The following is a 14,014-nucleotide window of genomic DNA, read 5'->3' on the forward strand; positions in this document are numbered from 1 at the left end:
AAATAGGTCGATTAACGTTGGCGGCCGTCACCCAGACCGAACGGGATGCGGTAGTCACTGCTCTGATCACCCAGGCTGACGGTCAGGTTGCCCTGAGTGCGGCTTGGTATCTTCACCTGCTGAGCGCCCATCAGATTGGCGTGGACAGAGGCAACCAGATCACCGGACTCATCGCGCACTTCCAGCATGGGGTTGGCCTTGCCATCCATCGCAGCGGTTGCATGCCAGTTTACAAACAGCACGCCCGGTGCGGCATTGAGGTCGGCAGGAACAGAAGCCTGTGCAAAACCTGCGGTCATCAGGCCTGCAACGGCCAACATCTTGATTACGTTTTTCATGTTCATTTACTCTCTTGGTATTTGTGTCATTGCCTGGGCCGGTTTGGCCAGAATCAATGCATCCGTGCAAGAGGTTATTCAAATAGTGTGTTGTTCTTTCACCGAAGTCAGACATCCTGATTTACGATGTCACAGCCCGGAACTACCTTTTATTTGGCCGCTAGGCCTTCCTGCCTAAGCGTTGATTGAATATTAAAGTGACTTGGCCTAAGTTGTTAGCGAGATAAACTGGCAAACATGTTCAAAAAAATTGAAGGTATGAAATGGCCAAGGAATCGAACAAGGAACGGGCGCTGACCCTGGAGGCGATCCGGGTGCTGGACGCCATCGATCGCCGTGGCAGCTTCGCGGCGGCCGCCGACGAGCTGGGCAAGGTCCCCTCGGCGCTGAGCTACACGGTACAGAAGCTGGAAGACGAGCTGGACGCCATGCTGTTTGATCGCAGCGGCCACAGAACCAAGTTCACCCCGGCCGGCCGCATGCTGCTGGAGCGGGGCCGGGTTCTGCTGGAGGCGGCCGAACATCTGGTGGGCGAAACCCGGGCGCTGGCCCGGGGCTGGGAAACCGACATCACCATAGCCGTTGATGCCCTGGTGCCGGTACAGGCGCTCTATCCCCTGGTTGAAAGACTGGCCGAGCTGACGGATACCCGATTGAGGTTTCGCGCCGAAGTGCTGGCGGGCAGCTGGGAGTGTCTGGAAGATGGCCGCGCAGACCTGCTCATTTCCTCTCTCAACCCTGACATCATGATGACCGGCATCAAACATCAGGCGCTGCAGGAAGAGGTGATGCTCTATGTCGCCCACCCGGATCACCCACTGCACCGGGAGCCCGAGCCCCTGGCGGACGAGACGCTGCGCCGCTACCGCGCCATAGCGGTAGCCGACTCTGCACTGCGCAAACCCGTGCTCACCTATCGCCTGCTCGACAAACAGCCACGCCTCACCGTCAGCACAATGACAGAGAAGCGTGATGCCCTGCTGGCGGGGATCGGCGTCGGCACCATGCCACTGAGCTGGATAGAAGAGGACATCAAGGCCGGCCGGCTCAAGGTGATCAGCCCCGAATATCGTCACCAGATCCAGGTCGTGCTGGCCTGGCGGCGCGATACCATGGGCAAGGCCAAGAGTTGGCTGGTGCGGGAGATCCCCAAACTGTTTCCCTGCAAGGGAGAGTAAGAGGGGGAACACTCAGCATGACAAACGGAGGCGGCGATCGCCTCTGCTTGACGGCGGGCTCAAATTCGGGGAAAAGAAAAAAAGCGGACCTCTTGCGAGTTCCGCTCAATGCCAGGAAAGAATAAAAACCTTGCGGTTTAAAAAACCCTTAAATTGGAAGCAAACAATCGTTTTCTCAACCAGGAAGGTCTTGAATCCGATTCGTTTTGAATTATGCGCGATGTTTTATGCATCACCAGTAAAATGTTGAACGGTTGAAGGATATGCACCGCTGAGTATCACTATCTGCAACCTTCATCGCTAACTGGTCTGGCCATTTCAATCGTTTTCAACGGGTTTATTTCCTCTGGTTTTTTTAAGTGTCAATATCTGAGCCCATAACCAGAAAAGAACTCAGTTTCTGACACAACATAAAGATGCAGATAAAGGAATAGTTGCATGACCTATAGCCAGACCCTGGCCAACCACATTCTCGACACCCTGAAGAAGACCCTGACCGACAAGGGGATCCGCTATCAGACCCTGGCAGAAGCCATGGGCGTCTCCATCGCCACCGTCAAACGCATGATGAACAAGCCCTCCCTGCCGTTCGATACTCTGCTGGAGATCTGCCACCTGGTGGGACTCTCGTTCGAGGAGCTGCTGGACCGTACCCAGGATGCCCAGAGCCGCCGGGCCGTCTTCACCCAGGAGCAGGACGAGGCGTTTCACAAGGAGCCGGGGCTTTATGCCTTTCTCGCCAACATCTTCTGGCGCGACAAGACCCTGATCGATCTCAAGCGGGAGTACAGCCTGACCGATGCCTCCTGCTACCTCTACCTGCGTAAACTGGAGAAGCTCGGCATCTTGCAGCTCGGCATCGACAACAGCTACCACTTCCTCATCAGCGAGCGCATCAGCTTCGAGCAGCACAGTCGCTTCGCCCGCCAGCAGGCGCGCCAGGCCATGTCGGTGCTGGGGGACTATCTGGTGGAGAACATGCACAAGTCCAACAATTACATGGCGCTGTGCCAGCTTCATCTGGACGAGAGCGAGGCCATGGCACTGATCGAGCGGATGAAGGAGTACTGGCATCAGGAACTCAAGCTCAACCGCCCCGCCATCGGCCAGCGGGAGGGCAGCAAGACCTACACAATGTCGCTGCAGCTGGCGGACTGCGGTTATCAGAGCTTCGACGATCTGATCCCCAATATCGACAACTGATCCCGGCGGATCCTGCGGGATCCGTCTGATTTGATCAGCTTGATAGCGGCACTTCAGACCGTCTTGCTGCCATTATCCGCAACACCCGCATATCCAGACAGATACGGATGGCCACTGTGCCCGTCTGTGCTCTGGCGCCCCTTTAGTCTGTGAGTTGAACTGTCTGCGATCTGCCAGCGACCGGCTGCAACACCCGCGTATCCAGACAGATACGTATGGCATCCGGCCGCCAGTGTTCAATATCGCAATCCACCAGCCCCCCTCTCTCGTCATAGTTGACCCGCACCAGCCGCAGCACAGGGCTCCCTTCCGCCAGATTGAGGGAGCGGGCTATGGTGCCCCGCGCTGCCGAGGGGGTGATCTCGAGGCTGGCCCCGCCCTGGCCTATGCCATAGCGCTGCTGATAAAGCTCGGTGAGGGAGCTGGCCAGCGGCGCACTGGCGATATCGGGAAAACGACTGGCCAGCAGATGGTGGCTGACATGGAGCACGGGACGATCGTCGATCAGGCGCAGGCGGCGGATCTCGTAAAGCGGCGTGAAGGGATCCAGCCCCATCCAGTGACATAACTCGCTGCTGGCCAGGACGCTGCCGTGGGCCAGCACCCGGGTCTCGGCGATTCGCTGCTGCTCGCCGATCCACTGGTGGAAATGGGTATGGATGGCGGGATCATAGGTAAGTCTGGGCGGTGCCACGAACCAGCCGCGCCGCTCGGCCCGGTAGATAAGGCCATCCGCCTCCAGGCTCGACAGTGCCTCCTTGATGGTGATGCGGGTGGTGGCGAAGCGCTCGCTCAAGGCCCGTTCGGCGGGCAGCTGCTGCCCCGCCGCCAGCTGGCCGCTGCCGATATAGCGGCGCAGGGTCTGGCAAATCTGTTCACACTTGGAGGGGCTCCGGCCAGCGGCCATACCCTGCTCGCTCAATCGCAACTCAGTCACTGTCACATCCCTTGGTCATTCAGGTTTGTTCACCGCTGGAGTAGACCAGCGTCTATTGGCCCTGAGTTGTAACCCGTCTGGATGACAGTGCCGTGACAGCCCAATTGTCATCAAACTGCCATCAAAACGCCCCGCCACCGTCATATTCCCCCTCTAGCATCCCTCTCGAACCTTAACTGACCTAGTCCAGAGGGATGGGATGATGAAAAGCGTGATCGCAAGTGCACTGGCCCTGGTGGCCATCAGCCAACCACTGTTTGCCGCCGAGAATATCGCGGATCTTGAGAAGGCCGCCCGCGGCGAAGGCCAGCTCCACAGCATCGGCATGCCCGACAGCTGGGCCAACTGGAAGGACACCTGGCAGCAGTTGGGCAATATCTACGGCATCAAGCATCAGGATACCGACATGAGCTCGGCGCAGGAGATCGCCAAGTTTGCCGCCGAGAAGGTCAATGCCACCGCCGACATCGGTGACGTGGGCGGTGCCTTCGGTCCGGTCGCGGTCAAGCAGGGGGTTACCCAGCCTTACAAACCTTCCACCTGGGCAGACATTCCAAACTGGGCCAAGGATGCGGACGGTCACTGGATGCTGGCCTATACCGGCACCATCGCCTTCCTGATCAACAAGGATCTGGTCAAGGCCGCCCCCACCAGCTGGCAATCCCTGCTCGGCGGTGACTACAAGGTGACCCTGGGTGATGTGGGTGTTGCTTCCCAGGCCAACAACGGCGTGCTGGCGGCGGCCTATGCCACCGGCGGCAGCGAGAAAAACCTGAAACCCGCGCTCGAGCTGTTCGGCCAGCTGGCCAAACAGGGACGCCTCTCCCTGAACGACCCTTCCATCGCCAATATCGAGAAGGGTGAAGTGGAAGTGGGCGTGCTGTGGGACTTCAACGCGCTCAACTACCGCGACAAGATAGACCCCAAGAAGTTTGATGTGGTTATCCCGAACGACGGCTCCGTCATCGCCGGCTATACCACCATCATCAACAAGTGGGCCAAGAACCCCAACGCCGCCAAGCTGGCGCGGGAATACATCCTCTCGGACGCAGGTCAAATCAACCTGGCCCGTGGCTACGCCCGTCCCATCCGCAGCAATGTGGTATTGCCGGATGACGTGAAAGCCAAGCTGTTGCCTGCCGAGCAGTATGCCAATGCCAAGCCGGTGCAGGATCATGCCGCCTGGGAGCAGAGCTCCAAGGCTCTGCCGCGCCAGTGGCAGGAAACCGTCATGATCAACATGCAGTAAGGGTATCCAGTGCAACACAAGGTGATAGTGGTACTTGTGGATGGCCTGTCTGCCGAGGTAGCCCACACAATGGGCTACCTCACAGGCATGGTGGAGGCGGATCGCGGCTTGTATACGACCCTGAGCTGTGCCCTGCCCTCCCTCTCCCGGCCGCTCTACGAGTGCATCCTGACCGGCGTACCGCCAGTGGCCAGCGGCATCACCCACAACGGTGTCAGTCGCTTGAGCCAGCATGAATCCATCTTCCATCTCGCCCGAGCCGGCGGCAAACGCACGGCAGCCGCGGCCTATTACTGGGTGAGCGAACTCTATAACTGCACTCCCTGGCTCGCATTGCGGGATCGCTATACCCATGACGAACAGCTGCCTATCCAGCACGGCTGCTTCTACTGGGATGACAACTACCCCGACAGCCATCTGCTGATGGATGGGGAGTGGCTGCGAACCCAACATGACCCCGATTTTCTGCTGATCCACCCCATGGGGGTGGACGATGCGGGCCACAAGTTTGGCCTCGATTCGCGCCAGTACCGCAATCAGGCGCGCCGGATGGACAGCCTGTTGGCCGATCTGCTGCCCCAGTGGCTGGCGGAGGGGTATCAGGTGGTGATCACTTCGGATCACGGCATGAACAACGACTTGAGCCACGGCGGCACCTTGCCCGAGGAGCGCACTGTGCCGCTCTGGCTGTTTGGCGATGCCTTTGTGGCTCAGTGGCCTGCCGGACCGGCCTTGCAACAAACCCAGCTCTGCGGCCTGATGGCCGACTTGCTTGGCGTTGCCCATGACAAGCCTAGCGGCCTGCCGCTGCTCAAGGCTGCCTGCCTGCGCGAGGTGCACTGATGCTCTCTGCCGCCACAAGGATCCTGCCGGATCAAGCCGTGATCCCGCGTCAAGCCCGTCGCCACTGGCTGCCTGCGCTGGTACTGCTGCCGTTTTTCCTCTTGATGATACTGTTCCAGCTCGCCCCCATGGTGTGGGTACTGGTGGGCAGCTTTCAAACCCCGGATGGCTGGGGCCTGGATCATTACCGGGAGATCCTGAGCTCCCCCTTCTACCTGCAATCCTTCACCAATTCGCTGCGCATCGCCGGTATCGCCAGCCTGGCAGGGCTTGCCATCGGCACCCTGGGGGCAGCGGCGCTGCGCCAAAGCGGTGAGCGGGTCAAGCGAGCCCTGCTGGCGTTTGTCACCATGACCAGCAACTTCAGCGGTGTGCCGCTGGCGTTCGCCTTCATCATCATTCTCGGCATCAACGGCGCCATCACACTGCTGCTCAAATCCTGGGGCTGGATCGACGGTTTCAACCTCTACTCAGGGGCTGGTCTCATCCTCATCTACACCTATTTCCAGATCCCCCTCGCCCTGCTGCTGCTCTACCCGGCGTTCGATGCACTGCAGGATGACTGGCCCCAGGCCGCCGCCCTGCTGGGGGCCAGCAAGAGGCAGTATGTGTGGCACGTGGCGCTGCCGGTGCTGACGCCGGCACTGCTCGGTACTCTCATCATACTGTTTGCCAATGCGGTAGGAGCCTATGCCTCGGCCTATGCCCTCACCACGGGCAACTTCAACCTGGTGACCATACGGGTAGCCAGTCTGGTCTCCGGCGACATCTTCCTCGAACCTAATCTGGCGGCGGCGCTGGCGGTGATCCTGATGGTGCTGCTAGGGGTGGTGACGGCGGCAAATCAATGGCTGCTCAAGCGCAGCTACCATGCGAAGGGAAATTCCCATGAGTGAACTCCAACCAAGCTGGCCGCGCTGGGTGCTGAGCATCCTGGTGGCAACTCTGCTGCTGCCACTGCTGGCGACCCTGCTCTACTCCCTCTCCACCCGCTGGGGGGCAACCCTGCTGCCGGACGGCTTCACGCTGGAGTGGTATCTGCAACTGTGGGGGGACCCGCGCTTCCTGGCTGCCTTCGGCCGCAGCCTGTTTGTCTGTTTCGCCACCCTGCTGCTGGGCACCCTGGTGCTGGTCCCGACCGTGCTGGTGGTGGCCTACTACTTCCCCAAGCTGGATCCCTGGATGAACCTGCTGATCCTGCTCCCCTTTGCGGTGCCGCCCGTGGTCTCCTCGGTGGGGTTGTTGCAGATCTACGCCGACGGCCCGCTGCCGATTATCGGTACGCCCTGGATCCTGGTAGGCACCTGGTTCACTGTGGTGCTCCCCTTTATGTATCGGGCCCTGGCCAACAGCTTGCAGGGCGTGCCGCTCCGGGATCTGATGGATGCTGCCCACCTGCTGGGGGCAAGCAGCACACGCGCCTTCGCCCTGGTGGTGCTGCCAAATCTGCGCAAGGGGCTGCTGGCGGCGCTGTTTCTGTCGCTCTCCTTCCTGCTCGGTGAGTTCGTGTTTGCCAACATGCTGGTGGGCACCCGTTACGAAACCCTGCAGGTCTATCTCTACAACATGCGCGCCACCTCGGGCCACTTCACCAGCGCGCTGGTGATGAGCTACTTCCTGCTGACCCTGCTGCTCACCTGGGCGGCGAACAGATTCCATCGGTGATCCCATATGTTCCATCTAGAAGTAAGCCAACTGCACAAATCCTACGGCGAGACCAAGGTCTTCGAAGGGATCGAATTCGGTATCCGCAAGGGGGAGCTGGTGACCCTGCTCGGCCCCTCCGGCTGCGGCAAATCCACCCTGCTGCGGGCGCTGGCCGGACTGACGCCGGTCGATGGCGGTCAGGTACGGGTGGCCGGTGAGGACATCACCTGGCAGGCGCCCCAGAAGCGTGGTATCGGCATGGTGTTCCAGAGCTATGCCCTGTTCCCCAACATGACGGTGTGGGACAACGTGGCCTTCGGCCTGAAAATGAAACCCCAGCCGGGACGGGAGCTGGCCGCCAGCGTGCAGGAGGCCCTCAGCCTGGTGGAGCTGGATGGCTTCGAGCGCCGCTATCCGGGCGAGCTATCCGGCGGCCAGCGCCAGCGGGTCGCCCTCGCCCGGGCCCTGGTGGTACGGCCGCGGATCCTGCTGTTGGATGAACCCCTCTCTGCGCTGGATGCCCGCATCCGCCGCAGCCTGCGATTGCAGATCCGCGAGATCCAGCAGCGGCTCGAGCTCACCACCATCTTCGTCACCCACGATCAGGAAGAGGCGCTGACCATGTCGGATCGGGTGTTCCTGATGAACAAGGGGGAGATAGTGCAAAGCGGCAGCCCGGAGCAGATCTACACCCAGCCTGCCAGCGAGTTCGTGGCAAGCTTTATCGGCCACTACAACCTGCTGGCCCCCGAGCAGGCCAAGTCACTGTTCGGCCCCCGTTTTCACGGCACCCTGGCGCTGCGACCCGAGTCCATCACCCTGCTCCCCGCCGGGGCGCAGAGCCTTGATCCCTGCCTACCCGGCGTCATTCGCCAGCAGCAGTTGCTCGGCAACATCATCCGCTATCAGGTGGAGTGCGAAGCAGGGCTCTTGACGGTGGATACCCTCAATCGCTCGGCCCGCGATCTGTTGCCGGTGGGCACGGCCGTTACCCTGGCGGTGGCCCGGGATCAGCTGTGTGAGGTAGCATAAGCGATGGATTACGCCCCATTTAAAGCGGCGAGCGGCCAACATACCGCCCGTCAATCATCACAGTTATGGATAGCTAGGAGCAGGCATGGCGCTGGCACTGTTTGATTTGGACGAGACCCTGATTGCCGGGGATTCCGCCAGCCTCTGGCTGGAGTACATGGTGGCTCAGGAGCTGGCCCCGGCGGGCATGATCGCCGAGGAGCAGGCCATGATGTCCCTCTACCATCAGGGCAAGATGGATATGCAGGAGTACATGGCGTTCACCCTGCAACCCCTGGTGGGCAAATCACGCCAGTGGCTCGGCCAGCAGTGCCACCACTTCGCCGAGCAGGTGTTGCGGGAGCGGATCTACCCCCAAGGGCTGGCACGCATCGAGTGGCATCGTCAACGCGGTGACACGCTAGTGCTGATCTCGGCCTCCGGCGAGCATCTGGTGGCGCCCATGGCGCAGATGCTGGGGATGGATCACTGCGTCGCCATACTGCTGGATGAAGAGGAGGGTCGGCTGACCGGCCAGACCCGCGGCACCCTGAGTTTTCAGGAGGGCAAGGTCGTACGCATCAACCAGCTGTTTGCCACAGACGCAGCCCCCTGGCAGGAGAGCTTTGGTTACAGCGACTCCCACAACGATCTGCCGCTGCTGAAGGCCGTGGCCCACCCCCATGCGGTCAATCCGGCCCCCGGCCTGCGGCAAGTCGCCGCCGAACACGACTGGCCCACCCTCGACTGGCAACTGGCCTGCTAAATCATTGGCAGCTGGCCAGCTGAATGAAGAAGAGGCCTTCAGGCCTCTTCGTTGCTCAACACGCTGTCGTTGGGCGGGATCCCCTTCTCGGCGACCGTTTCGTGCAGGCTGCCCAGATAGATGCGGTTCTTGCCATCGCGCTTGGCGTGATAGACCTCGGCATCGGCCACCGCCAGCAGGGTCTTGCCATGCGCTATCTCGCCGCTGGCCACCAGCCCGCCACTGAAGGTGATCTTGAGGCCGGGTTCACGCCAATCCAGTGACTCCACCCCCTTGCGGAACTGCTCCAGCAACATCTGGCAGAAGTGGATGTCTGGATTCGCCATCAGCACCACCAGCTCTTCCCCGCCGTAACGGCAGACCCAACCGTGATCCCCCAGCAGTTGCATACCCAGCTGTGCCACTCGCTTGAGCACTACATCCCCGGTCTGGTGGCCATAGGTGTCGTTGACCAGCTTGAAGTTATCGAGATCGAGCATGGCCAGACAGAAGGGCTGGCGCTCAATCAGCAGGCGATTCAAACGCTCGTCGAAGAAACGACGATTGTAGAGACCGGTCAGCTTGTCCAGATTGGCCTGCTGGCGGGCCTCGTGATAATCCTTGCCCGCCTCGGCCAGCTCGGCATAGACATGCTTGAGCTCCTGCATTCCCCCCTGGGGCACATCGTCGGGTTGGGTCCGGCTGGCCCGGATCATGGAGGAAATCTCATTGAGCATGCGGCGAAAATAGCGGGACCACACCAGCGCCAGCATCACATAGAGCACACAGGCCAGCGCCACCATCAGCAATACGTTGAGGGAGACCCTGTCGACCACCGCCTGAACACTGGCCGCGGGTTGCACGCTGATGAGCACCCAGTTCCGCTCCGGCAACTTGCTGTAAGCCACAAACAACTGGGAATCCTTGTCCAGAAAGATGCCGTCCTCCCGATTGAAACGGGAAAGCCATTGAGGATGGTCCATGGGCTTGAGCAACCGGGCGGGATCCGGGTGTACCAGCACCTTGCCGGACTGGTTGACGATCATCTGGTAACCATTGTCAGCCTGGCGGTTCAGCTGGGCCGAGAAAGGCGCCAGAATGGCATCGACCGCAAAGACCCCCTGTACCTTGCCACTCTGGTCAGTCAGTGCCCGCGCCAGCGCTATGACCAGATTGCCATTGATGTAGTCGTAGTAGGGCTCGGTCCAGACCATTTCGCCCACATGCTGGCTGGCCAGCTGATACCAGGGCCGAACCCTGGGATCGAACTGTGCATCTGCCTGCCATTCGGGGTAGATCAGCATCTGGCGCTCGGCCGTGCCGACATAGATGTAGATCAGGTCAGCCATGACCCCCTTGTAAAGCTGCCAGGCCTTCAGGTAGGACTCTGTGTTGTGCAGGCGGGGGCCGCTGATATCGTCCACCTTCACCTGGTCATAGATCAGCGTAAACTGTCGTTCCATCTCGTGGAGATAGGGCTCGATGAAGACATGGCGCAGCTGGTGATTGGTGGCGAGCAGACGCTGCTGCAACTCGTTTTGCAGGCTGCGTTCCATGTGCAGATAGTAGATGCCGCCCAGCATCAAAACGGGAATGAACAGCAGCAGCAAACCCAGCCGCATTCTGGCAACCAGAGACCAGGTTTTCTTGGAGACGACTCGCTTGCCCAAACAGGACTCCTGCTACCACCAGACATGATGTAATGTCAGAATATCAGCCCGACCGGATGGCGTCCAAAAGGAAGCTCATTATGTTATTAATCAGAAGGATCTGTCACGGATGCTGAACCCGGACCTGCTGATGGCGCTGCACTATTGCGCCGTGATCACCCTGACTGGGGCGATCACTTCCGAGTATTTCCTGTTCCGGCGCGGCATGTCCATCGAGCAGGTACGCAAGCTGTTGCTGGCCGACAGTTTGGCAGCGCTGGCCCTGCTACTCATCTTCATCACGGGTGTCTTGCAAGTGCTCGCTCACCCGGACCAACCCGCAATACTGCTCGCCAACCCTGGCTATCGCACCAAGCTGCTGCTGTTTTTTCTGATGGCCATCAGTTTCGGTTACCCCAGCCGCCTCTTCTATCGCTGGCGCCGCTCCCTGCGCCATGGCCGGGCCCCCATGGTCTCCATCCAGCAGCAGTTCTGGGTGATCTGGATCCTGCGCGGCAATCTGTTGCTGCTCGCCCTGATCCCTCTGCTGGCCAGCCTCGCCAATAGCTGATGTGATACCCGTCTTCATTCAGCCGCGATAGCTGATGATACGGATCCTGCATAGCCATTCTCTCTTCGCATTGATCCGCCCTGGCGAGCCAAACTCGCTAGCCGCTAAAGACAAATCCCCCCGCACACGGTTATCTTGGTGGCTGGCGCCGTGAGGATGGGCGCCCGCCACTTTCTCAGGGATGAATCCGTATGCGTTCGAACATGATGTTATTGATGGCCGCCGCCATCTGGGGGCTGGGCTTCGTCGCCCAGCGCCTGGGGATGGATCACATGGGGCCTTACACCTTCAATGGCCTGCGCTTCCTGCTCGGCGCCGCCTCCCTGCTGCCACTGCTGTGGTGGCTCAAGTCTCGCCAGCCCGCGGGTCAGTCCGACGATCGTCGCCTGCTGCTGACCGGGGGCCTGATCGCCGGAGCCGTGCTGTTCAGTGCCGCCTCCCTGCAACAGGTGGGGCTGCTCTATACCACGGCTGCCAAAGCCGGTTTCATAACGGGTCTCTACATCATACTGGTGCCGGTGATCGGGCTGGCCCTGCGTCACAAGACAGGGACCAATACCTGGGTCGGCGCCCTCATCGCCATGGCAGGGCTCTATTACCTCAGCGTGACCGAGGACTTCACCATAGGCTATGGCGACCTGTTGCAAGTCGCTGGCGCCCTGTTCTGGGCCATTCACCTGCTGGTACTGGATCACTACTCGAGTCGGGTCGCGCCGATCCGGTTGGCGGGTGTGCAGTTCCTGGTGTGCGGCCTGCTCAGCCTGGCCGTCGCCTTCACCATAGAGATGCCGACTGTCAGCGGTGCCGTGGCCGGGTGGCAGGCGCTGCTTTACGCCGGTCTGGTGTCGGTCGGGGTCGGCTACACATTGCAGGTGGTGGGTCAGCGCAGTGCCCATCCTGCCCACGCAGCCATCATCCTCAGTCTGGAAACGGTATTCGCCGCCATCGGCGGTGTGCTGCTGCTTGGCGAAATCCTCGATGAGCGGGCTATCGTCGGCTGCTCCCTGATGCTGGCAGGCATGCTTATCTCTCAGGTACGCCTGCGCTGGTGGTGGAAATCGCGCAAGGATCGCCTGCCGAAGCAGGGCTAACGGCGCGGCGCGAGCGGCATTGCACAGAACGAAGTCAAAAAGAGGAGCCATATCGGCTCCTCTTTTTGTTGCACTCGTTGTTGCACCCACAATGTTGCGCTTTGCTGTACTCGGCCCCTGTCCCTTCAGCGTTGAACGCTGGAGCAGAAGCTGACGTCGTCACGCAAGGGATCATTGCTCACGCTGTGGTATAGCTCGAAACAGGGCCCGTCACCGAACGCCAACCCGGCGGCGACGATATCGCCGACATGCTCCTGCCAACGCGGCCCGTACTGACTGCGGTCCGTGATGAGGTAGCGGGACTGGGCGTAGCGACCGGCGGGAATAAGCTGGATCTCGACCTCCCCTGCCCCGACCGTGCCTGCCGGCACTGTCACACCTATGTCGGTGCGGCACTGGGCCGGCGGCGTGACTTCCGGGTTGTCGTGGTAGATGAAAATCCACTCCCCCTGCGCCAGACCCCGCGTACTCGCCCACTGGTGCAGTTGACCACAGACAGGGTCATACCCTTCGCCATAGGGGCCGGTGACGCGAATATAGGCCAGGGTGCGGGCATCCATCTCGATGGTTTTCATGGTGTTGCTCCTTGCTGATGAGTGGTCTTCAGCATAAGTGAGCAGCCGGTCGCTGGCGTGTCCATCCTTGCTCAACAGGTGTCCATTCTTGCTCTTGTCCCGGCGAAACTCTCCCGGCGTGCAGCCGTAGTGACGCCGAAATGCCTTGGCAAACGCCTGGGAACTGGCCAACCCCGCGCCCAGCGCTATGGTAGTGACACTGGCGTCCGTGTAACAGAGTTGCCAGGCAGCCCGCTGCATGCGCAGGCGCCGACACATCTCCCCCGGCGCCTCGCCCGCCACTGCGGTGAACACCCGGTGAAAATGGTAGAGGGAGAGGCAGGCCTGATCCGCCAGCGCCTCGATGGAGAGATCCGGATCCTGCTCCAGCGCCCGCAGCACAGGGATGAGTCTGCGACGGTAGTCAATCACGGGCGGATCCTGGCCATGTAGAGCGCATCCACATACTCGCCCTGGCGAAACGCATAACCGCAAGCCAGCCCCTCCTGTTCGAACCCGAACTTGCGATAGAGCGCCAGCGCAGCGGCGTTGTCGCGGTAGACGGTGAGCTCGATGCGCCGCAGATTGAGCCAGTTGTCGGCCATTTCCAGTACGGCTCCCAGCAGGGCCGAACCTATGCCCTTTCCTGCCCAGTCATCTCGCACGCCCATACCGATACAGGCCACATGCTTGCGTCTGGGATTGGGCTCCATATGCAATGAGATCTGGCCCACCAGCAGACCATCCACCTCCGCTACCAGCGCCACCACACCGCTGTTTTCCAGCCGCTGCTGCCAGACCCCCAACGCTGGATAAGGCAGTTGCAGAGTACCGGCCTGAGCATGAGGCATGGCATAGAGATCCCGCAAAGCGGGGGCATCGGTGGGTTCGGCATGACGGACGGTGATCTGCATATGGGGCTCCTTTGGCTGACTTTCATCATGCCTCATCACCAGTGCCGGGTCATCCCCCCACAATACCCATTTGCGATACCTATC

At 60.7% G+C, this 14,014-nt stretch carries 15 protein-coding genes; 10 read left to right on the forward strand and 5 right to left on the reverse strand.

Going from position 1 to position 14,014, the window contains the following annotated elements; translation table 11 throughout:
• Positions 1-11: 11 nt before the first annotated feature.
• Positions 12-344, reverse strand: a complete 333-nt coding sequence (locus GWQ27_RS18235; RefSeq protein ID WP_017411873.1) for a hypothetical protein — start codon at positions 342-344, stop codon at positions 12-14.
• A gap of 257 nt (positions 345-601) precedes the next feature.
• Between GWQ27_RS18235 and GWQ27_RS18240 the strand changes: the two genes are divergently transcribed.
• Together GWQ27_RS18240 and GWQ27_RS18245 are read left to right on the forward strand one after the other, a co-directional pair.
• Positions 602-1,516, forward strand: a complete 915-nt coding sequence (locus GWQ27_RS18240; protein WP_017411874.1) for a LysR family transcriptional regulator — start codon at positions 602-604, stop codon at positions 1,514-1,516.
• Between the two features lie 438 nt (positions 1,517-1,954).
• Entirely contained in the window at positions 1,955-2,719 is a 765-nt protein-coding gene (locus GWQ27_RS18245; RefSeq protein ID WP_005316617.1) for a helix-turn-helix transcriptional regulator, read from the forward strand.
• A 142-nt stretch (positions 2,720-2,861) separates the two neighbouring features.
• Here GWQ27_RS18245 and GWQ27_RS18250 read toward each other — a convergent pair whose 3' ends face one another.
• A complete protein-coding gene (locus GWQ27_RS18250; RefSeq protein ID WP_275907989.1) occupies positions 2,862-3,626 on the reverse strand; it encodes a UTRA domain-containing protein in 765 nt (254 codons plus the stop codon).
• Between the two features lie 232 nt (positions 3,627-3,858).
• On the opposite strand from GWQ27_RS18250, the gene GWQ27_RS18255 reads away from it, so the two are divergent.
• The 6 genes from GWQ27_RS18255 to GWQ27_RS18280 all read left to right on the forward strand — a co-directional run bounded on the left by GWQ27_RS18255 (position 3,859) and on the right by GWQ27_RS18280 (position 9,172).
• Positions 3,859-4,905: an extracellular solute-binding protein gene (locus GWQ27_RS18255; RefSeq protein WP_275907974.1), complete on the forward strand. Its 1,047-nt coding sequence runs from the start codon at positions 3,859-3,861 to the stop codon at positions 4,903-4,905.
• Between the two features lie 9 nt (positions 4,906-4,914).
• Positions 4,915-5,748, forward strand: coding sequence for an alkaline phosphatase family protein (locus tag GWQ27_RS18260; RefSeq protein WP_275907975.1), 834 nt, complete (start codon positions 4,915-4,917; stop codon positions 5,746-5,748).
• A complete protein-coding gene (locus GWQ27_RS18265; protein ID WP_275907976.1) occupies positions 5,748-6,644 on the forward strand; it encodes an ABC transporter permease subunit in 897 nt (298 codons plus the stop codon). Before GWQ27_RS18260 ends, GWQ27_RS18265 begins: the two co-directional genes overlap by 1 nt.
• Positions 6,637-7,413 carry an ABC transporter permease subunit gene (locus GWQ27_RS18270; RefSeq protein ID WP_021139918.1) on the forward strand — a complete coding sequence of 259 codons (777 nt, stop codon included), beginning with the start codon at positions 6,637-6,639 and terminating at the stop codon, positions 7,411-7,413. Before GWQ27_RS18265 ends, GWQ27_RS18270 begins: the two co-directional genes overlap by 8 nt.
• Positions 7,414-7,419: 6 nt before the next feature.
• Entirely contained in the window at positions 7,420-8,427 is a 1,008-nt protein-coding gene (locus GWQ27_RS18275; RefSeq protein ID WP_275907977.1) for an ABC transporter ATP-binding protein, read from the forward strand.
• A gap of 85 nt (positions 8,428-8,512) precedes the next feature.
• Complete coding sequence (locus GWQ27_RS18280) at positions 8,513-9,172, forward strand: HAD family hydrolase (RefSeq protein ID WP_005316638.1); 660 nt, start codon at positions 8,513-8,515, stop codon at positions 9,170-9,172.
• A gap of 38 nt (positions 9,173-9,210) precedes the next feature.
• Here GWQ27_RS18280 and GWQ27_RS18285 read toward each other — a convergent pair whose 3' ends face one another.
• Positions 9,211-10,821 (reverse strand): sensor domain-containing diguanylate cyclase, encoded by a 1,611-nt coding sequence (locus tag GWQ27_RS18285; RefSeq protein ID WP_005316639.1) that lies wholly within the window; start codon positions 10,819-10,821, stop codon positions 9,211-9,213.
• 109 nt (positions 10,822-10,930) lie between these two features.
• Between GWQ27_RS18285 and GWQ27_RS18290 the strand changes: the two genes are divergently transcribed.
• Together GWQ27_RS18290 and GWQ27_RS18295 are read left to right on the forward strand one after the other, a co-directional pair.
• Positions 10,931-11,371: a DUF2214 family protein gene (locus tag GWQ27_RS18290; protein ID WP_265422307.1), complete on the forward strand. Its 441-nt coding sequence runs from the start codon at positions 10,931-10,933 to the stop codon at positions 11,369-11,371.
• Positions 11,372-11,562: 191 nt separating this feature from the next.
• The gene (locus GWQ27_RS18295) at positions 11,563-12,462 is read left to right on the forward strand and encodes a DMT family transporter (protein ID WP_275907978.1); all 900 of its coding nucleotides are present in this window, start codon (positions 11,563-11,565) and stop codon (positions 12,460-12,462) included.
• 125 nt (positions 12,463-12,587) lie between these two features.
• Here GWQ27_RS18295 and GWQ27_RS18300 read toward each other — a convergent pair whose 3' ends face one another.
• Positions 12,588-13,448: a helix-turn-helix domain-containing protein gene (locus tag GWQ27_RS18300; protein ID WP_265422308.1), complete on the reverse strand. Its 861-nt coding sequence runs from the start codon at positions 13,446-13,448 to the stop codon at positions 12,588-12,590.
• Positions 13,445-13,930: a GNAT family N-acetyltransferase gene (locus GWQ27_RS18305; RefSeq protein WP_131730343.1), complete on the reverse strand. Its 486-nt coding sequence runs from the start codon at positions 13,928-13,930 to the stop codon at positions 13,445-13,447. The genes GWQ27_RS18300 and GWQ27_RS18305 overlap by 4 nt, the downstream gene beginning before the upstream one ends.
• Between the last annotated feature and the right edge of the window lie 84 nt (positions 13,931-14,014).

The organism is Aeromonas sp. 5HA1 (assembly GCF_029237245.1).
GTDB classification, from domain to species: Bacteria; Pseudomonadota; Gammaproteobacteria; order Enterobacterales; family Aeromonadaceae; genus Aeromonas; species Aeromonas salmonicida.

Excerpts from the sequence above, each read along its gene's own strand:
- GWQ27_RS18295 (WP_275907978.1), top strand. The coding sequence starts at position 11,563 with ATGCGTTCGAACATGATGTTATTGATGGCCGCCGCCATCTGGGGGCTG.
- GWQ27_RS18265 (WP_275907976.1), top strand. The coding sequence starts at position 5,748 with ATGCTCTCTGCCGCCACAAGGATCCTGCCGGATCAAGCCGTGATCCCG.
- GWQ27_RS18255 (WP_275907974.1), top strand. The coding sequence starts at position 3,859 with ATGAAAAGCGTGATCGCAAGTGCACTGGCCCTGGTGGCCATCAGCCAA.
- GWQ27_RS18305 (WP_131730343.1), bottom strand. The coding sequence starts at position 13,930 with ATGCAGATCACCGTCCGTCATGCCGAACCCACCGATGCCCCCGCTTTG.
- GWQ27_RS18290 (WP_265422307.1), top strand. The coding sequence starts at position 10,931 with ATGCTGAACCCGGACCTGCTGATGGCGCTGCACTATTGCGCCGTGATC.
- GWQ27_RS18245 (WP_005316617.1), top strand. The coding sequence starts at position 1,955 with ATGACCTATAGCCAGACCCTGGCCAACCACATTCTCGACACCCTGAAG.
- GWQ27_RS18280 (WP_005316638.1), top strand. The coding sequence starts at position 8,513 with ATGGCGCTGGCACTGTTTGATTTGGACGAGACCCTGATTGCCGGGGAT.
- GWQ27_RS18270 (WP_021139918.1), top strand. The coding sequence starts at position 6,637 with ATGAGTGAACTCCAACCAAGCTGGCCGCGCTGGGTGCTGAGCATCCTG.
- GWQ27_RS18240 (WP_017411874.1), top strand. The coding sequence starts at position 602 with ATGGCCAAGGAATCGAACAAGGAACGGGCGCTGACCCTGGAGGCGATC.
- GWQ27_RS18275 (WP_275907977.1), top strand. The coding sequence starts at position 7,420 with ATGTTCCATCTAGAAGTAAGCCAACTGCACAAATCCTACGGCGAGACC.
- GWQ27_RS18235 (WP_017411873.1), bottom strand. The coding sequence starts at position 344 with ATGAACATGAAAAACGTAATCAAGATGTTGGCCGTTGCAGGCCTGATG.
- GWQ27_RS18250 (WP_275907989.1), bottom strand. The coding sequence starts at position 3,626 with ATGGCCGCTGGCCGGAGCCCCTCCAAGTGTGAACAGATTTGCCAGACC.